This is a genomic window from Microbacterium pumilum (genome assembly GCF_039530225.1).
Classification (GTDB): Bacteria; Actinomycetota; Actinomycetes; order Actinomycetales; family Microbacteriaceae; genus Microbacterium; species Microbacterium pumilum.
Window position 1 is genome coordinate 3,951,823 of the sequence record NZ_BAAAOH010000001.1, and the last position, 19,018, is coordinate 3,970,840.

General features: G+C 67.9%; 14 protein-coding genes. 8 read left to right on the forward strand and 6 right to left on the reverse strand.

Annotated features, from left to right (window positions below; genetic code table 11):
• Positions 1-64: 64 nt before the first annotated feature.
• Entirely contained in the window at positions 65-610 is a 546-nt protein-coding gene (locus tag ABD188_RS17875; RefSeq protein WP_344065483.1) for a hypothetical protein, read from the forward strand.
• On the opposite strand, the gene ABD188_RS17880 is transcribed toward ABD188_RS17875, so the two are convergent.
• The 6 genes from ABD188_RS17880 to ABD188_RS17905 all read right to left on the reverse strand — a co-directional run bounded on the left by ABD188_RS17880 (position 611) and on the right by ABD188_RS17905 (position 9,087).
• Positions 611-1,597, reverse strand: a complete 987-nt coding sequence (locus tag ABD188_RS17880) for an aldo/keto reductase (RefSeq protein ID WP_344065486.1) — start codon at positions 1,595-1,597, stop codon at positions 611-613.
• A gap of 216 nt (positions 1,598-1,813) precedes the next feature.
• Positions 1,814-3,547, reverse strand: coding sequence for a glycoside hydrolase family 35 protein (locus ABD188_RS17885; protein ID WP_344065488.1), 1,734 nt, complete (start codon positions 3,545-3,547; stop codon positions 1,814-1,816).
• A gap of 45 nt (positions 3,548-3,592) precedes the next feature.
• Entirely contained in the window at positions 3,593-4,519 is a 927-nt protein-coding gene (locus ABD188_RS17890) for a carbohydrate ABC transporter permease (protein WP_344065491.1), read from the reverse strand.
• On the reverse strand, positions 4,519-5,478 hold the full coding sequence (locus ABD188_RS17895; protein ID WP_344065494.1) for a carbohydrate ABC transporter permease: 960 nt from the start codon (positions 5,476-5,478) through the stop codon (positions 4,519-4,521). Before ABD188_RS17895 ends, ABD188_RS17890 begins: the two co-directional genes overlap by 1 nt.
• A gap of 106 nt (positions 5,479-5,584) precedes the next feature.
• Positions 5,585-6,940: an ABC transporter substrate-binding protein gene (locus tag ABD188_RS17900; protein ID WP_344065497.1), complete on the reverse strand. Its 1,356-nt coding sequence runs from the start codon at positions 6,938-6,940 to the stop codon at positions 5,585-5,587.
• Positions 6,941-6,987: 47 nt separating this feature from the next.
• The gene (locus ABD188_RS17905; protein WP_344065500.1) at positions 6,988-9,087 is read right to left on the reverse strand and encodes a beta-galactosidase; all 2,100 of its coding nucleotides are present in this window, start codon (positions 9,085-9,087) and stop codon (positions 6,988-6,990) included.
• Positions 9,088-9,267: 180 nt separating this feature from the next.
• On the opposite strand from ABD188_RS17905, the gene ABD188_RS17910 reads away from it, so the two are divergent.
• The 7 genes from ABD188_RS17910 to ABD188_RS17940 all read left to right on the forward strand — a co-directional run bounded on the left by ABD188_RS17910 (position 9,268) and on the right by ABD188_RS17940 (position 18,989).
• A complete protein-coding gene (locus ABD188_RS17910; RefSeq protein ID WP_344065503.1) occupies positions 9,268-10,323 on the forward strand; it encodes a LacI family DNA-binding transcriptional regulator in 1,056 nt (351 codons plus the stop codon).
• A gap of 237 nt (positions 10,324-10,560) precedes the next feature.
• Positions 10,561-11,001, forward strand: a complete 441-nt coding sequence (locus ABD188_RS17915; protein ID WP_344065506.1) for an iron chaperone — start codon at positions 10,561-10,563, stop codon at positions 10,999-11,001.
• Positions 11,002-11,151: 150 nt separating this feature from the next.
• Complete coding sequence (locus tag ABD188_RS17920; RefSeq protein WP_344065509.1) at positions 11,152-12,174, forward strand: 3-oxoacyl-ACP synthase III; 1,023 nt, start codon at positions 11,152-11,154, stop codon at positions 12,172-12,174.
• Positions 12,168-14,861 (forward strand): alpha/beta fold hydrolase, encoded by a 2,694-nt coding sequence (locus ABD188_RS17925; RefSeq protein WP_425561384.1) that lies wholly within the window; start codon positions 12,168-12,170, stop codon positions 14,859-14,861. Before ABD188_RS17920 ends, ABD188_RS17925 begins: the two co-directional genes overlap by 7 nt.
• The gene (locus tag ABD188_RS17930; protein ID WP_344065515.1) at positions 14,858-15,826 is read left to right on the forward strand and encodes an NAD-dependent epimerase/dehydratase family protein; all 969 of its coding nucleotides are present in this window, start codon (positions 14,858-14,860) and stop codon (positions 15,824-15,826) included. Before ABD188_RS17925 ends, ABD188_RS17930 begins: the two co-directional genes overlap by 4 nt.
• Before the next feature lie 126 nt (positions 15,827-15,952).
• The gene (locus tag ABD188_RS17935) at positions 15,953-18,175 is read left to right on the forward strand and encodes a PEP/pyruvate-binding domain-containing protein (protein WP_344065518.1); all 2,223 of its coding nucleotides are present in this window, start codon (positions 15,953-15,955) and stop codon (positions 18,173-18,175) included.
• A 106-nt stretch (positions 18,176-18,281) separates the two neighbouring features.
• On the forward strand, positions 18,282-18,989 hold the full coding sequence (locus ABD188_RS17940) for a head GIN domain-containing protein (protein WP_344065521.1): 708 nt from the start codon (positions 18,282-18,284) through the stop codon (positions 18,987-18,989).
• Positions 18,990-19,018 lie beyond the last annotated feature (29 nt).

The window sequence follows — 19,018 nt, forward strand, 5'->3', positions numbered from 1 at the left end:
CCGGTCCGGTTGCGACTCGTCATCCGCGAGAACGTGCGACACGACAGACGGGAACGGTGAAGAGATGGCGTCCTTCGTAGAACTTCAGCTCGGTGGCGGCTTGCGGAGCGTGACGAAGCTCAAGTGGCGGGACTGGCCGACGCGCTCCTGGTTGAGCTGGGTCTCTGCGGGCGTCTACGTCGTCGCAGCCGTCGTCGTGTGCCTCTTCATCGTCCAGGCCGCCGACGACCTGCCCGATTGGGTGCTCATGGTCAGGCTTGTGGGCACCGGACTGCTCGTCCTCGTGATCGTCGTGCGGCTGCTCATGGAGGCCACCGTCTCGAAGCCGCTGCCCGGTGAGGTCCCCGCCGGCGACCGCAAGCTGATGGATCCGTGGTGGTCGACCATCCACACCACGACGGGTGTGGTCCTCGGCCTCTGGCTCATCCCGTTCGTCGTCGTCGCCATCCTGACGATCCTGTGGGAGGTCGTGGAGATCAGCGTTCCGGGCTTCGGCGACGAGGAGATCAACGGCAACCGGATGTTCGACATCCTGTTGGCGTGGACCGGCTGGCTCGTCGCGGGCGGCATCATCGCGCTGGCGGCCGGGGTCGCGCTTCCGGTGATCTGACTACCAGGCGTAGGCCTCCGGCGCCTGCCCACCCGGACCCGGGAACAGCTCGTCGAGCGCACGGAGGTCGTCATCGCTCAGGTGGATGTCCACGGCCGCGACCGCCGACTCCAGCTGCTCGACTGTGCGGGGTCCGATGATCGGACCCGTCACGGCCGGCTGATGCAGCAGCCATGCGAGTCCGAGGGATGCCGGGGTCCAGCCGCGCTCGCGCGCGAACTCGTCGTACGCATCGAGCTGGTCGCGACGTTCGTCACGCTTGGACGCGACTCCCGCGGCCGCAGAGCGAGCCTTCGGATCCGTGGAACCGCCGCTGAGCAGGCCGCCCGCGAGGGGCGACCACGGAAGGATGCCGAGGCCGTAGTTCTGCGCGGCGGGGATGACCTCGAGCTCGATCGAGCGCTGCACGAGGTTGTAGAGCGACTGCTCGCTGACGAGGCCGAGGAAGTTCCGCTGCTGGGCGATCTCGTTGGCCTGGGCGATGTTCCACGCGGCGAAGTTGGAGCTGCCGGCGTAGATCACCTCGCCCCGTGCCACGAGCACCTCCATCGACTGCCAGAGTTCGGGCCACGAGATGTGGCGATCGATGTGGTGGAACTGGTACAGATCGATGCGGTCCGTCTGCAGCCGCCGCAGCGACCCGATCGCCTCACGGCGCACCTGCCACGCCGACGCGCCGCGCGCATTGACCACGTCGCCCTCCGGCGTGGGGTCGACCATGGGCGAGTGCACCTTCGTGGCCAGCACGACGGTGTCACGCACGCCCGGGCGCGCAGCGAACCAGCGCCCGATGATCTCCTCGGTCGCGCCGCGACCGCCCGCCCCGCCGTATCCGTTCGCGGTGTCGATGAAGTTGACACCCAGTTCGATCGCGCGATCCAGGATCGCGAATGAGTCCTCCTCAGACGTGCGATCGCCGAAGTTCATCGTGCCCAGCACGATTCGCGATACCGAGGTTCCTGTCCGACCGAGCTGCGTGTAGTCCATCACGCCATCGTCACACATCCGACGTGGGGGTCAGGCCGTTCGGGGACCACTCCCGATTCAGCGACCCTGACTGGCTCGCCTCTCGGCCGGTCAGCACCCGGGCCACAGCAGCGCGGTCGTTTCCGGCATCCGCGCCACATATCGACGCAGCGGATGACGGAAACTGCCGCGGACGCGATGCAACCGAGGCGGAGATCCAGACCGGACGGCGCCGGGTCACTCCTCCTGGTGGCCCAGCAGGGCTCGCGGGACGAACCGGGCGGTCGGGTCGACGGTGTGCTCGAGCTCGAGGATGACCAGGTGGTTCGTGCCCGCCACCGTCGTGGGGGCGGGGACGTAGAGCGTCTGCTGCGGTCCGTCCGCCCAGTACCGCCCGAGATGGAATCCGTTGATGAACGCGTATCCCTTCGCCCACCCGGACGTGTCGAGGAACAGGTCGGCCTGCTCGTCGAGCGTGAACTCGCCCGTCAATGCGACGGGACCGGGCGTCGGGGCCGTGGCGCCGTCGGCGGGTGCGATTCCGGCGGCCCGCGCCTCGACGTCAATCGGCGTGGCGCGCCAGCCGGTCAGAGGTGCACCACCCAGCGATGCGGCGCCGATGAGCCCCTTCGGCTCGCCGATCCGGCTGTCATAGTTGACGCGGCCCTGATCTTCCACCAGCACCGTCAGCCGCTCCCCCGGCTGCACGACGGCCGAGTGCTGGTTGCGGGATCGGCTCAGCCGGATCGCCGGCCCCCCGTCGACGCTCACCCATGCGAGGTCGCGAACTTCGTCCCATGCAAGCACCTGCGGCCACGGCATCGCGGGCAGTTCGACGTCGTAACGCACCAGGGCACCCGTGAAGCCGAGCTCGTCGAACGTCGGAGGCTTCTCGTACCGCTGAGCTGTCGCGTCGAGCTCCGGCATCCAGTCACCCGCGTCGTGGAGGTCGACGGAGAATGCCGGCGCATCCGCCTGCGCTGACGGGGCCGGACCCGACACCTCCGCGTACCGGGCGATGACGTCGCGGAAGGCGAAGTACTTGGCCGTCGGGCTGCCCGCCTCGTCCAGCGGCGCGTCGTAGTCGTACGACGTCACGAGCGGGGCGTAACGACCCTTGTCGTTGGCGCCGTTTGTGAGCCCGAAGTTCGTGCCGCCGTGGAACATGTAGAAATTGACGGATGCTCCGCTGGAGAGCAGCGTCTCGAGCTCGGCAGCGGCATCCTTCGGATCGGTGGTGTGATGTGCGCCGCCCCACCAGTCGAACCACCCGTCCCAGAACTCCATGCACATGAGGGGGCCGCTCGGCTGGAACTGGCGCAGCGTCGCGAGGCGCTCCGCCGCACGCGAACCGAATGATCCGGTCAGGTGCACGCCGGGCGTGCTCCCGTCCCGCAGCATGTCGGGCTGCGGCTGGTCGACGGTCACGAGCGGAACGGTGATGCCGGCATCCCGGGTCACGCCGACCAGCTCGGCGAGGTAGGCCTTGTCGTCGCCGTACGCGCCGTACTCGTTCTCGATCTGGACCAGGATGACGTTGCCGCCGCGATCGATCTGTCGAGGCGTGACGATCTCGTAGACCGAACGGAGGAACCGCACCGCCTCGGCGAGGTAACCGGGCTCGGAGCTGCGCAGCCGCATCTGCGGGTCGGCCGTCAACCACACCGGGAGCCCGCCGTTCGTCCACTCCGCGCAGATGTACGGACCGGGACGGACGATGGCATACATCCCCTCGGCCGCGACGGCGTCGAGGAATGCTCCGAGATCGTTCCAGCCCGCGGCATCCCACTCGCCCTTCACCGGCTCGTGCACGTTCCATGCGATGTACGTCTCGATGGTGTTGAGGCCCATCTGGCGCGCCTTGCGGATGCGGTCGGCCCACTGTTCGGGATGCACCCGGAAGTAGTGGATCGCACCCGAGAGGATGCGGAACGGCTCACCGTCGAGCAGGAAATCGGGGTCGCCGATCACGAACGTACGTGTGCCTCGAGACAATGGATCCCCCGTCAAATTCGCTCAGCCCTTCACGCTGCCGGTCGCAAGCCCCGACTGCCAGTACCGCTGCAGGAAGAGGAAGGCGATGATCAGCGGGATGATCGACACGAACGAGCCGGTGATCACCGTCGAGAACAGGGCTTGAGTGCCGCCGCCTGCAGATGCCGCCGCCTGCAGCTGCGCAAGACCGACCGTGATCGGGTACAGGTCGGACGTGTTCAGCATGATGAGCGGCAGGAAGTAATTGTTCCACGTCGCGACCAGCGAGAAGAGGAACACGGTGACGAGTCCCGGACCGAGCAGACGGAGACCGACCTGCCAGAAGATGCGGAACTCACCCGCGCCGTCTACGCGAGCTGCCTCGATCAGCGTGTCGGGGATCGCGTCCGCAGCGTAGACCCGCATCAGATAGACACCGAACGGGCTCACCAGCGACGGGATGATGACGGCCCAGGGAGTGTCGGTGAGACCTGCCTGCGAGAAGAGCAGATAGGTCGGGAGGGCGAGAGCCGTGAGCGGGATCATCACCGCACCGAGCGTCGCGCTGAACAGCACCTTCTTGCCGGGGAACTCGTACTTCGCGAACGCGTAGCCGGCCATAGCCGCAAGGAGCGTCGCACCGAATGCCGACACCGTGGAATACACCACGGTGTTGAGCATCCAGCGGATGAAGATCCCGCCGCGGATGGTGAACAGCGTCTGCAGGTTGTCCCACAGCGACAGCTCCGGCGCGAACCACAGCCCGAACGTCGAGAACAGGGCCGAGTTGTCCTTGGTGGACGAGACGAACAGCCACCACAGCGGAAGGATGAAGTACAGGGCGCAGAGCCACAGCAGCACGGTGAGCAGCATGCTGCGCCGACGCGAGGGGTCGTAGTGCCGACTTCCGCCGCGACGACGACGAGACGTGCCTGGAGTGACCAGAGTGCGGGTTTCGGTGACAGTCATCACAGCCCCTTCCTCTCGCGGCGCGCGCTTCGTTCGGATCCGAGCTGGACGAAGTACGAAATCACAGCGATCACGAGTCCGAGCAGGAACGCGACCGCGGCCGCATAGTTGAGCTCCTGATTGATGAACGCCAGGTTGTAGGCGTAGTAGTTCGGCGTGAACCCGTTGGTGATCGCGGCCGGTGCGAGCGCGTCGAGCAGGCTCGGCTCGGCGAACAGCTGGAACGAGCCGATGATCGAGAAGATCACGGTCAGCATGATCGCTGGACGGATGGCCGGGATCTTCACGCTCCAGGCGAGCCGGAACTGACCCGCGCCGTCGATCTCAGCGGCTTCGTACAGCTCGCCGGGGATCGACCGGAGGGCCGCGTACATGATGATCATGTTGTAGCCGATGAACTCCCACGTGACGATGTTCATCATCGAGTAGAGGATGTTTCCGGCCGACAGGAAGTCCGGTGTACCGAGGCCTGCCGCCCGAGCGATCTGTGCGATGGGTCCGAAATCGGCGCCGTAGAGGTAACCCCACATGAGCGTGGCGACGACCGCCGGCACGGCGTACGGCATGAAGATCAGCAGTCGGATCCCCTTGGATCCTCTGGCGCGCATGGTGTCGAGCGCGAGTGCGAAGAAGAGCGCGAGGCCGAGCATGATCGGTACCTGGATGATGAAGAAGAGAGCCACCCGGCCCAGCCCACCGAGGAACTGCGGATCGGTCAGCGCGCGTGCGTAGTTGGCCAGGCCCGCGAAGACCGAGCCACCGATGAGTTTGCTCTCGAACAGACTGAGGTAGCCCGCATAGACGAGCGGGATGACGAGCATCGTGATGAACACGATGAAGAACGGCAGGAGGAACAGATACGCGGCGCGATTCTGCTTTCGCTTTGTCGGGCTGGTGTGACGCTTGGCCTTGACCGGTGGTGACGGGCGCTCAACGGTGAGCGCCGGGGTATTCGACACGATGACTCCTTATCAGTGCGGCTGGCGTCCGCAAAGTCTCGGGTTTGTCGGCTCTTCAGAGCCGGGTGAAGGGCGCCCGCCGCGCACGCGACGGGCGCCCTGGGACTCACTCGACGGTGAAGCCCTGATCCTCGGCGTACTTCACGAGCTGGTCCTGCCATGTGTCGAGCGCGCTGGAGATGTCGCCCTTCGCCTCGATCACGGTCCCGATCGTCTCGGAGTAGGTCGAATACACGTAGTCCATGAACGGCAGCCACTGGAAGTCCGTGTCGACCGTCGTGGAGATCTCGGCGAACAGCTTGTTCACTTCCTGCCCGCCGTAGAACTCCGACTGCTGGTCGACCCACTCAGGGTTCTCGAGCACCGACACCTGAGGCGGGAACAGGAACTGCTCCGTCGCGAGCATCATCGCCGACTCCTCGTCGTTGTTGATGAACTTCGCGAGCTCGTACGCGGCGATGGGGTTCTTGCTGCCGGCGAGGACCGCGTCGGACGAGCCGCCCCAGTTGCCCGAGACCTCGGCTCCCTCTTCCCACTGCGGCAGCGGCGCGGCGCGCCACAGACCTGAGGTGTCCTCAGCCGTGCCCTGCAGGAACACCGGTGCCCACGCTGCGGTGAGCCATCCGGCGTACTTGCCGTTCGCGAGACCCTGATACCACTCGTCGTTGAAATCGACGTCGGTCGAGATGAGGTCGTCCTGGATCAGACCCGTCCAGTAGTCCGCCACCTGCTTCGCCTCGTCGCTGTTGACATCGATCTTCACGGTCTCGGCACCGTCGTACCCGAACGGCTTGATGCCCGCCTGCCAGAAGAAGCCGATCATCTGGCCCGCCTGGGTCGCGCCGAGGTTCGAGATGTACGACCCGGTCTTGTCCTTCACGGCCTTCGCGGCTGTGGCGTAGTCGTCGTACGTCGCGGGCGGGTCGGTGATGCCCGCCTTGGTCAGGATGTCCTCGCGGTACAGGTTGCCCATCGGGCCGACGTCCTGCGGGATCGCCCACACCTCTTCCGCCGGCGAGACCTGGTTCCAGGCCCATCCGACGTAGTCGTCGGCGAGCTCGTCGGCTCCGTACGGCGTCAGGTCGAGCAGCGACTCGGGAAGAACGAACGAGGGGATGTACTGGTACTCGATCTGCGCGACATCCGGCGCACCCTCGCCTGCCTCGATGGCGCTGCGCAGCTTCTGATAGTGCGGCAGGCCCTGGCCCACGTTCTCGACCTTGACCTTGATGTCGGGGTACTTCGCTTCGAAGAGGTCGACCTCGTTCTGGATGTCGGGGACCCACGTCCAGAAGGTGAGGTTGGTGGGGGTGGTCATCGCCTCGTCGATCTGATCCTGCGTGATCGTGTCGGTGCCGCCGCCGTTGTCGCCCGTCCCGCCGCCGCTGCAGCCGGAGAGGATCAGAGCAGTGGCAGCGATGCCGCCCAGCAGCGCCGTCGCTGTCCTTGGTGCCTTGTTCATGGTTGCTCTTTCTTATCTGGGGTGTCGGATCAGGGTGATCCGGGGTCTCACCGACTGACGAAGGCCTTGGTCGACCACGCATCGAGTGAGAGTGCGGTGCCCGCCTCGAGGGCGGCGCCCGTCACCAGGTCGGTGACGGGAAGCGAAAGGGTGATCTGCTGTTCGGGGAAGCCCCAGTTGAAGACGAACCACGCACGCTGTCCGGTTGGCAGCAAGCCGGACGAGACCGTGACGGGCAGAGATGTCGTGCCGGCAAGCTGCGAACCGATCGCGGTGGGTGCGGCCCATCGTGCGATGTCGGAGGCGAACTCGGGCGAGGGCACCGTGCCGACGACCGAAACGCGCCCGGCACCGGCGCGGTTGGTGGTGACGGCCGGGAACTCGTCGAAGCGAGGGTGCTCGTAGCGGGCGAGCACCTCGGCGCCGTCGACGATGAGACCGTCGAGCCACAGCGTTGCGGCCGCCGAGTCGGTGCGGAGTCCGTCCGTGCCGGTCACGGGGATGCTCGCGTCGAGGTTGGAGTACTCGTCGTAGCGAACGCCCGCCGCTTCGCTGAGCCCGGGGGGCGCGACTTCGACGCGGGCGCGGGCTTCGTCGTCGGCGTAGCCCGTGCGCACACCCATCACGAGGTGTCCGCCCTGCTCGGCGTAGTCACGCAGGAGTGCGAGATCGGCATCCGTCGTGATGTACAGCCCGGCCGCCACGATGACCGGGAAGCGCGTGGCCAGTTCCGCGGCGCCGATGCCGTGAGCCTGGTCGACGTGGAGGATGCGCGCCTGCCGCCCCGAATCGACGACTCCGCGGTGGAAGCTGTCGATGATGTGCTCGTAGGCGCGGGTGTCCTTGCCCCCGCCGGATTGGAACGGCGGCGTGAACTGAAGGGCGAAACGGCTCGGGTTCGACCACAGGATCGCCACGTCGGCATCCGGCTCGTAGCCGTCGAGGGCGTCGCCGATGCTGCCGAGCGCGGCACCGAGTTCTGCGGCTTCGCGATAGATGCGTCCGGGCACGAGACTGTGCGGCAGCACGCCGCCCCAGTACGTCTCTGCGCCGTACGGAAGCGTGTGCCAGTGCCAGTACTCGATCATCGCCGCGCCCCTCGAGATCAGCGCGAAGGCGGACTGGGCGAGCTGTCCTGGATAGGGCGGGAAGTTCAGGTCGGGCCCGCTGATCGACTGGGCGTTCGTCTCGGTGACGAGGTATCTCGACTGCTTCGACGAGAACAGCCGGTCGGCCTGACGGAACAGTCCCGCGACCCCCGTCGTGGTCCAGTGGCTCAACTCGGGCTCGGACCTCAGCGCGTCGAGGCGATCCTGCGTGCCGTAGTAGGGGTTTCCCGCCGTGATGTCGAGACGCTCGTTGAGCTTCTCGTCATCGACGGCGGGCCGCGGGTAGGCCAGGCATGTCATCACGAACTGGTCGTCCCGGCGGAACTCATCGACGAGATCGGCCTGCCAGGCGATGAACTCGGTCGTCAGTGTGGCCTGATAGCGACGCCACGCGAGGTCGTATTGCGGGAAAGTGTTGCCGTCGGGGCGCCACAGCTGCGACCACTCGGTGAGGCGGTGCGACCAATAGGTCAGCCCCCACTCCCGGTTGAGCGTCTCGACGTCGCCGTACCGTTCCCTCAGCGACTCCACGAACCCGGCGAACACGCCCTCGTTGTGGAAGAGCTCGAGCCCGGGCTCGTTGTCGACCTGGAACCCGATCACTGAAGGGTGCCGAGCGTGTCGCTCCAGGATCGCGCGGATGACGCGCTCGGCGTACGTGCGGAATACCGGGTGGGTGAAGTCGACCTCCTGGCGGGCGCCCCACGGGATCCGGACGCCCGTGGCGCGCTCGCCCGCGATCTCGGGGTGGGAGACCTGCAGCCACGGCGGCACCGCGTACGTCGGCGTGCCCAGAATGACCCGGATGCCGCGCGAGTATGCGCCGTCCAGCACCGGCGTGAGCCAGTCGAGGTCGAATTCGCCATCGCGCGGCTCCCAGGTCGACCACACCGATTCGCCGACGCGGATGACGGTGAAACCCGCTGCCTTCATCAGGTCGAGATCGACTTCGAGCCGATCCGCCAGGTGGTACTCGGCGTAATACGCGGCCCCGAAGAGAACGCCACTGGGGCGGTAGCCGTTGGTGAGTGAAACCATCCTGAATGAACTCCGTTGTGTCGTCTTCGTGGGGCTTACGGAGCACGCTATTGGGGAATGTTTTCGATAACAAGCTTTCGTGACCAGAATGTTATCGATAAACTGAGCACGCTTCATTGACATGCGGATGTCACGCGCGCCGCTAGTCTCAAGCCACCAGCACACGCATCGGAGGTCCCGATGGATGCGGACGCAGCCAGCGCTCCGGCACCAGCCACCGAACCGCCGCCCGCCGAATCCCCGAACGGAAAGGCCGCGACGATCTATGACGTCGCCCGGGTGGCGGGCGTGTCGCACCAGACCGTCAGCCGATTCATCAAGGGGTACGAGGGCATCCGGCCCGAGACTCGGGACCGAGTGCTCGCGGCACTGCAGCAGCTCGGCTACCGACCGAATCTGACCGCCCGGTCGCTGCGCAAGGGCACCTCGCATCGCATCGCGGCCCTGACCCACGCGATCGATCAGGTCGGCCCCAGCCGGATCGTGCAGGGCGCGAGCGAAGCAGCGCGCGAGGCCGGTTACCTCCTCGACATCGTCTCACTCGACATGGCCGATTCCCGGTCGATCCAGGAGGCACTGGAGCTCGTCCATCAGCTGGATGTCGCCGGAGTCCTGGCGCTTGCATCGACGGATGAGATGGCTGACGCCTTCGCCGCCGCCGACTTCCGGGTGCCGACGTTCATCGCGTCGGAGAAGGACGACGTGCTCACGGGTCACCCCGAGCTGACCAACCGCGGCTTTCCGGCGGTGATCGCACACCTGGTCGACCTCGGCCATGAGGGATTCGTGCACATCGCCGGACCCTCGACATGGTTGGCGGCGCGTAACCGATCGCGGGCCTTCACGTCCGCCCTCGCGGTCCACGGACTCGACCCGATCGCGATCCTCGCCGGCGACTGGTCGGCGAAGTCCGGGTACGACGCCGTCGCCCGCCTGTCGCAGGAGCTGCCGGCGACCGCGATCGTGGCCTCGAACGACCAGATGGCTCTCGGCGCGATGCTCGCCCTCACCCACCGCGGCCTTCGTGTGCCCGACGACGTGAGTGTCACCGGCGTGGATGACATTCCCGAAGCCGCATACTTCTCGCCACCGCTCACCACACTGCGGATCGACTTCGCAGCCCAGGGCCGGGCCGCGGTGATGGAGCTGCTCGGTGGAGTGTACGAAGGCACGCCGCCACTGCAGTCAGACCTGGTGATCCGCAACTCGACCGGCCGAGTCGGCGGCTCGCCGTAGGCGGCCCTTCATGAACGTGTCGGCCAAGACCGTCTCCAACGTCGTGACCGGCGCGGTGCATGTCAGGCCTTCGACACGATCGGTCGTCGAGGCCGGCCATGCGATCTGAGACGAGCCCTTGCGGCACAGCCTCGATCGAGCAGGATCGAAGAAGCACGTGACGGTCGCTCTCAATAGCCTGAGAGCGACGAATCGTACGGGCCGGCATCGCCGGCCAGCATCCGAAGGAGAATCACGATGGCCAAGAGCGACACATCCACAGGACTGACCGCCGAGGAGCGCGAAGCCGTCAAGCAGCGGGCGAAGGAGCTGCGCGACCAGGAGAAGGCCGGTAAGAACCGCGCTGCGGGTGAGAAGGCGGTCTTGGATGCCATCGCCGGTCTGGAGCCGGAAGACAAGCCGCTCGCCGAAGGCCTCTACAAGGTCGTGAGCGAAGTCGCGCCGGATCTGGTGCCGAAGACCTACTACGGCATGCCGGGGTTCGCCAACGACGAGGGCAAGATCGTGGTGTTCATCCAGCCGGCGAAGAAGTTCAAGACGCGCTACGCGACCATCGGCTTCGAAGACCGCGCCAACCTCGACGACGGTGACACCTGGCCTATCGGCTTCGCGGTCCGCAAGTGGACGCCGGCCGTAGAGAAGAAGGTCACGGAACTCGTGCGCAAGGCGGTCAGCTGACGCGGCACTCCATCTGAGGCGAATCATCGCAGAGGTTTCGGGCCGCTGCATCATACCCTTCTGCGGCCGTGTGCTCGACGCGGCTGTGCACGGGCGTAAAGTAGCCCTCTTGAGGAACTGTGCCTGACGGGCCCGTTCAACGGAGGTCCCGTGGCTGGAAATGCGAACACCCGCTTCGACAACGTCTCGCTGCTGTCGGTGGCGAGCACCTTGCCCAGTCGGGTGACGACGTCGGAGGAGATCGAGGACCGCCTCTCGTCGGCGCTTCGGCGCCTGAAGCTGCCCGGCGGTCTGCTGCAGCGAGTGGCCGGGGTTCTCGAGCGCCGTAACTGGGCGGCCGACGAGTCCTCCGATGAGGCGACGGTGCAAGCGGGTCGTCGCGCACTCGCCGAGGCCGGCGTGGACCCTTCTGAGGTCGGCCTCCTCATCAACACGTCTGTCACGCGGAAGCATCTCGAACCCTCGGTGGCGGTGCGGCTGCACCACGGCCTCGGGCTGCCGACCTCGGCCATCAACTTCGACGTCGCCAATGCATGCCTCGGATTCGTCAGCGGCATGAGTCTCGCCGCGAGCATGATCGAGTCCGGCCAGATCCGGTATGCGATCGTCGTCAACGGCGAAGACGCGGACGAGATCCAGACCAACACGATCCGTCGTCTGCTGCGGCCGGATGTCGGTCGCGACGGCTTCATGAGCGAATTCGCGTCGCTCACGCTCGGATCGGGTTCGGCGGCCGCGGTGCTCGGCCGCACCGACGAGCACCCCGCGGCGCACCGCATCCTCGGCGGAGTCACGCGCGCCGCCACTCAGTTCCACGAGCTGTGCGTCGGGAGCGTGGACGGCATGTTCACGGATGCGAAGGCACTTCTGAAGGGCGGACTCGACCTCGTCGTCTCCGCATGGAAGGAGGCCTCGGTGGACTGGAACTGGTCGTCGATGGACCGGTACATCACCCACCAGGTGTCCTCGGTGCATACCGCCGCCATCGTCAAGGCGGCGAAGCTCGATCGCACCCGCGTGCCTGTCACGTTCCCCCAGTACGGCAACGTGGGGCCGGCTTCGATCCCCATCACGCTCGTCGAAGAGCAGGCGACGCTCTCCAAGGGAGATCGCGTGCTGCTGATGGGCGTCGGCTCGGGGCTCAACACCGCAATGATGGAACTCGCCTGGTGACCGAGGGCGCCACACTTCCCCCGTCCGGCCTGCCCGGACTCGATCCTCGCTTCAGCCGCATCGTCAGCGCACCGGGCCGGGGCATCGATGCAGGACTCGATCGTGAGTGGCATTGCCTCGACACCGGGGACGAACTGGCCAGGCTGGGCGTCCGGCCCGTGGGCACGATCCTCGCGGTGCACGGCAACCCGACCTGGTCGTATCTCTGGCGTGCGCTCGTCACGGAGTCCGTGCGTGCCGCCGAGGCGGGCGAGCCGGCGTGGCGCGTCGTCGCCGTCGACCAGCTCGACATGGGATTCTCGGAGCGCACCGGAACGCACCGTCCGCTCGCGCAGCGCGTCTCGGACCTCGGGGCGCTCAGCGAGGCTCTCGCGCTCGACTCGCCGGTCGTGACGCTCGGCCACGACTGGGGCGGTGTGGTGTCACTCGGCTGGGCGGTCGGCCATCCGGCATCCGTCGCCGGGGTCATGCTGCTCAATACGGCGGTTCACCAGCCCGACGGCGTGCCGATCCCGGCGCCGCTGCGTCTCGCGGGTGCACGCGGGGTGCTCGCGGCCTCGACGGTTGCCACCACGGCATTCCTCGACACGACGCTCGCGCTTGCATCGCCGGCATTGGATGCCGCGACCAAAGACGCGTACCGCGCGCCGTACCGGTCCGCCGACCGGCGTCGCGCGATCGGCGACTTCGTCGCCGACATCCCGGTCGACGGCAGTCATGCGAGCAGTCCCGAACTGGCGCGCATCGCCGCGGGTGTCGCCGAGCTGGACGTACCCGCGCTCCTGCTGTGGGGGCCTCGCGACCCGATCTTCAGCGACCGCTACCTCGACGACCTCGTGGACCGCCTGCCGCATGCCCAGGTGCATCGGTTCGAGGGGGCGGGCCACCTGCTGGCCGAGGATCGTCCCTATGCCGACGCCCTGCTGGCGTGGCTCGGCGATCACGGCGAACGCCTCACCGGGCGAGGTGCGGAGTCGCTGCGCGCCGCTGCCACCACTGTCTCTGGATCCACGGAAGATTCGGACTTCGTGCCGATCTGGCGAGGTCTCGACGACCGCCGGGGCGATGAGGCGATCGCCGTCATCGATATGTCGACCCGCAGGTCCGAGCCGCCGCGACGGGTGAGCTGGCGTCAGCTCGACGACCGCGTGCGCCGAATCGCGACCGGGCTGTATCGGGTGGGTGTCCGGCGGGGCGATCGTGTGTCACTCCTCGTCAAGCCCGGCCCCACTCTCTCAGCCGTCGTCTACGCCTGCCTGCGGATCGGCGCCGTCGTTGTCGTAGCCGACGCCGGCCTCGGCGTGCGAGGCCTCACACGCGCGGTGCGCGGGTCCTGGCCGGACTTCATCATCGGTGAGACCCTCGGCCTCACGGCGGCGCGCGCGCTCGGCTGGCCGGGAGTGCGGATCTCGGCTGCGCGCCTTCCGAGGGCGGCGGCCGCGGCGCTCGGCGTCTCGTACAGCCTCAGCGACCTCGTCCGCGGGGGCGATGACGCGACCCTTCCCGCCGCTCCGCTCCCCGACGACGACGCGGCCATCCTCTTCACGTCGGGATCGACAGGACCGGCGAAGGGTGTCGCCTACACGCACCGACAGCTGTCCGCGCTGCGAGACGTGCTGGCGGCGCACTTCGGCGTGACGCACGAGTCGGGGCTGGTCACCGGATTCGCTCCGTTCGCCTTACTGGGCCCGGCGCTCGGCACCCGCTCAGTGACCCCCGATATGGATGTGTCGTCGCCGCGCACGCTCACCGCGACGGCGGTGGCAGCCGCCGTGCGCGAGTCGGATGCCCGGATCGTGTTCCTCTCCCCTGCCGCCATCCTGAATGTGGTCGACACCGCGGGGGCGCTCGCCGCCGAAGACCGCGATGCGCTCGCTCGCGTGCAGACGTTCCTCTCCACGGGCGCTCCGATCAGCGCACGGCTTCTCGAATCGGCCGCCGAGCTCATGCCGAACGCGACACCGCACACGCCGTACGGGATGACCGAGTGCCTGCTCGTGACGGATGTCACGCTCGACGGCGTGCGCGAGGCCGCCGAAAGCCCCGATGCGGGCGTGTGCGTCGGGCGCCCGATCGGCTCGAATCGCGTACTCGTCAGCGCACTCGACGCCGACGGACGCGCGACGGGTGTGCCCGGCGACGAGCCCGGAGTCCTCGGTGAGATCGTCGTCTCGGCGCCCCACCTCAAGGACCACTACGACCGGCTGTGGCTCACCGACCGTGCCGCGGAGCGCGAGACCGACACCGGCGACGCGGCGGACGCATCATCCCCCCGCTGGCACCGCACCGGAGACGTCGGCCACCTGGACGAGCTCGGACGCCTCTGGGTCGAGGGGCGGATGCCGCACGTCATCGTGTCGGGGGACGGTCCGATCGCTCCCGTCGGACCGGAGCAGCAGGTCGAGCGCGTCGACGCGGTGCGCCGCGCGGCCGTGGTCGGCGTCGGACCGCACGGACTGCGCCAGGCGGTCGCTGTCGTCGAGACCCTGCCGCCGGCCGCGCACGCGGGGCTCGCCGAGCCCCACCTCACCCGTGCCGTGCGTGCGAGCACCGGCATCCCCCTCGTGGCCGTGCTCGCCGTCCCACGGCTGCCCACCGACATCCGGCACAACTCGAAGATCGACCGGTCTAGGCTCTCGGCCTGGGCGGAACGCGTCCTCGCCGGAGGAAGGCCCGACGCGCCGTGATCGTGCTCCTCACGGGGGCGTCCGGGTTCCTCGGCCGGGCCGTCGCGAGCGAGCTGGTGGCCGGCGGCCACGACGTGCGCACTCTGCAGCGACGGCCATCGGAGGTCGACGGAGTCACCGACATCCTGGGCTCGATCACCGATCCGCTGGTCGTTGAGCGGGCGATCGACGGGGCGCATGGCGTGGTGCACCTCGCCGCGAAGGTCTCGCTGGCGGGCCGCGCAGAGGACTTCCGCACCGTGAATGTGGCCGGAACGCGATCGATGCTGGATGCCGCCGAGCGCGCCGGTGTGGCTCGCTTCGTCCAGGTCTCGTCTCCGTCGGTCGCGCACGCGGGTTCGGCCCTGGCCGGCGTGGGTGCCGCGCCGGCCGACCCTCGACGCGCGCGCGGCGAGTACGCGCGTACGAAGGCGGAGGGCGAACTGATCGCGCTTGCGCGGGACTCGGCCGAGATGAATGTCGTGGCCATCCGTCCTCACCTCGTCTGGGGGCCGGGAGACACCCAGCTCACCGCTCGCATCGTCGACCGCGCCCGCAGGCGGCGGCTGCCGTTGCTCAACGGCGGCACCGCGCTCATCGACTCGACCTATGTGGACAACGCCGCGACTGCGATCTCGGCGGCTCTCAGCCGCACCCCCGAAGCGCACGGCAAGGCATACGTCGTCACCAACGGCGAGCCACGACCGGTCGGTGACCTGCTCGCGGGCATCTGCCTCGCGGCGGGTGTGCGGCCGCCGCGCTGGAGCATTCCGGCCGGGCTCGGGCGCGCCGCCGGCTCGATGATCGAGCGTGTGTGGGCGATCCGGCCCGGGGCCGACGAGCCGCCGATGACCCGCTTTCTCGCGGAGCAGCTGTCGACGGCGCACTGGTTCGACCAGCGCGAGACGCGCCGGGCGCTGGCGTGGTCACCGGCCGTCTCGATCGACGAGGGGCTGCGGCGCCTGGCGGCGAGCTACTCCCGCTGAGCCCGTGGTCGGTGTGATCGCCGGCCGAGCCCCGGTCGCCCGCCGGTCGAGGGATGCCGGGAGGTCTTGACGGCGGAGCGAGTGCCCGGTTGCATCGAGACGGGGGAACACAGAAGGGCGCACGCGATGACCGGCTTTCTTCCTCGCTCCGCGGCATACTCCTCGCCACCGGTGCCTCTCCCCGTACCTGAGGGTGCTCCCAGCCCGTCGTTCGCGTTCCTGCGGCGGTCGGCCACCACTGATGATGCGCCCGCCGCCCCCGATCAGCTTCCCCTCGCCGTCTCCGAGATCGATTCGTCCGACACGTTCCGGGCCGTCTCCACCGACGCCGGCGACCTGGTGGCGAACGGACGAGCGGCCAAGTTCCTCATCGACCGACGCAACCCGATCGCGCCGTCGGCGAGGTTCGTGAACGGCAACTTCGTCCGAAACGGTGTCGTGCCCGACGAGGCCAAGTTCCACTACCCGTTCGGCCGGGCGACGTTCCGCATCCCCGAGTCGCTCGACATCTTCAACGCCGTCACGTATTTCACCGTCGACAAGCGCTACATCGCCGGCAGCGTGCGCACCTACCATCTCGACGGGGCGTCGGACCCGGTGTACGGCCTGCAGTTCTACCCGCAGGATCTGATCCGCGAGCACGCCGTGGTCGAGGCGGTGACGACCATCCGCGCTCGGCTCGGCATCACCGACGCGCGCTTCGCATTCGTTCCGACCGGATCGCAGCAGACGACGGACACCGTGATGGATCAGTTGGCCTCGCTGCAGGTCGAGGTGCTCCCGCTCGACCGGATCCTCGGCGCCATCCAGTACCTGCCGCTCAACCTCGGCGAGGCGTGGGGGTACCTCCGCATCTTCCCGGACGACACCGATGCGCTGACGGCCACCGACATCCCCGTCTTCGACGAGCTGCCGCTCGATCTCTCGGTCGTCGCCGGCGTTCTCACCCGCAGCGTGCAGGACACCAACTCGCACGTGAACCTGAAGTCCAAGGAGCGGGGCACTCCGAACGCGGTGCTGCGCGACGCCGGGCCGGGCAATGAGCGCCTCGCCCCGTTCGCCGATCGTCCAGTGCATCTCGTCGTCGGCAAGAACGACTTCACCATCGAGGCGACGACGCCCGAGGTCGTTGCGGCCAAGCTCGCCGAGCGCATGGGTCGTCCGCTGACGCGACTGCAGTGGACTCCCGAGACCGACCTGCGTTCCTTCGACGAGATCGCCATGGGCACGACGCCGCAGACGCGCGCGTTCGCCGCACGGTACGGGTCGAAGGCCGCCAATCTCGGCTTCCTCGCTCATCGCGATGTGCTGGGCAGGGTGGGCGACGCGGGCAGCCCCAGCGCGCAGCGCGGCTACGATCTCGTACCGCGCGGTTTCGCGGTGCCACTGCAGGCCTATCAGGAATTCATCGAGCATCCGCCGAATGCCGACGTGCGGGAGCTGATCGATTCGTTCGTCGCCGCAGAACAGACGGGTGGGCTCTCTCCGCAGGAGCGCGGCCGGCGGGTCGACGACATCCAGTCTGGAATCATGGCCGCATCGTTCCCGCCGGGTGCGCTGGAACGCGTCCGCGCCAAGATCGACGAGGTGATCCCGGGCGTGGAAAAGGTCAAGGTGCGATCGAGCGCGAATGCCGAGGACGTTCCGGACTTCGACGGGGCGGGACTGCACGACAGCTACGCGGCCGACACCACCAAGCGCGACCGTCCGATCGGACCGTGCATGGTGGAGGAGGACGACGGGGATGACGGGGAGGTCAAGCGCAAGGTCAAGCCGAAGTCGGTGGGCTGCGCGATCAAGGGCGTCTACGCGAGCCTCTGGAACAAGCGTGCGGTCGAGGAGCGCAGCTTCGCCCGCATCGACCAGGGCACGATCGCCATGGGGATCGCGATCGTCCCGGCGTACGACACGGGATCGGATGTCGCAGCCAACGCCGTGGTCGTCACGCGGGTGCTGAACACCGACGGCGTATACGGCTACTCCTTGTCGGTGCAGCAGGGGAACAATCTGGTGACCAATCCCGATCCCGCGACGTACTCCGAGGTCACGATCGCCGCCTTCATCTCGGACGACGAGCCGACGAGCCTCACCGTGACGAGGTTCGCGAAACCCGCCGCGGATGCGCCGGAGCGGACCGAGCCGGTCCTGTCCTCTGACCGGATGCTGGAGCTCGTCGACCTCGCCAGACGCGTTGAGCGCGCATACTGCCGCGCGACACCGGGCTACTACCCCGATTGCGACTTCTCGCCCGCCGCCAACGACAAGGCCACCGCACTGGACCTCGAGCTGAAGATCCTGGATGACGGCCACCTGGTCTACAAGCAGGTGCGGGAGTTCGGCGGGCGCTGATCGAGCCCGGCGCAGTCCCCCAGGGGCATTGGGGGGCCAGCCCCCTGTCCCGACGCCGACGCGGTTCGTAGGCTCGTTTCATCCCTCACAATCGCTGGAGGTCGTCATGCATACTGTCCGTTTCGCCGTCGCACTCGTCGCCGTCGCACCTGTCCTTGCTCTCGCCGGCTGCATGCCGTTCGTCGCGACCGGCCCGATGACCTCGGAGGAGCGGGACATCGGCGCGGTGTCCACTGTCGTGCTCGACACCTCCGGTGACATCTCGATCTCGGAGGGAGCGCCGGCCCTGGTCATCCACGCGCCGCAGGATGCGCTCGATCGACTGACCTCGGACGTGGACGGCGACACACTGGTGCTCGGCACCACACCCGGCGCGAACCTGCGACTGGGCGAGGTGCGCTACGTCCTCACCGTTCCGGATCTCGAGGCCATCGAGCTGAACGGTTCCGGCGACATCGACGCGACCGTGTCGTCCGCAGACTCGGTGCGACTGGATCTCGACGGCTCGGGCGACGTCGAGTGGACCGGACTCGATACCGGCAAGGTCGACATCGGCCTCTCGGGTTCGGGTGACGTCGAGCTGACGGGCGCGACGGGCGAGCTCGCCGTCGAACTGTCGGGCAGTGGCAACGTCGACGCCGACGAACTGCAGGCTCGGGATGCCGTCATCGCGATCGACGGGTCGGGCAACGTGGATGTCGCGGTGAGTGACACCCTCTCCGCCGAGATCTCCGGGAGCGGACGGGTGACGTACTCGGGAGATCCGTCGGTCGAATCCGACGTCTCGGGTTCGGGGGACGTCGTTCGCGACTGACACCCGCCGTCCGTCCGGGCGCCCGATCC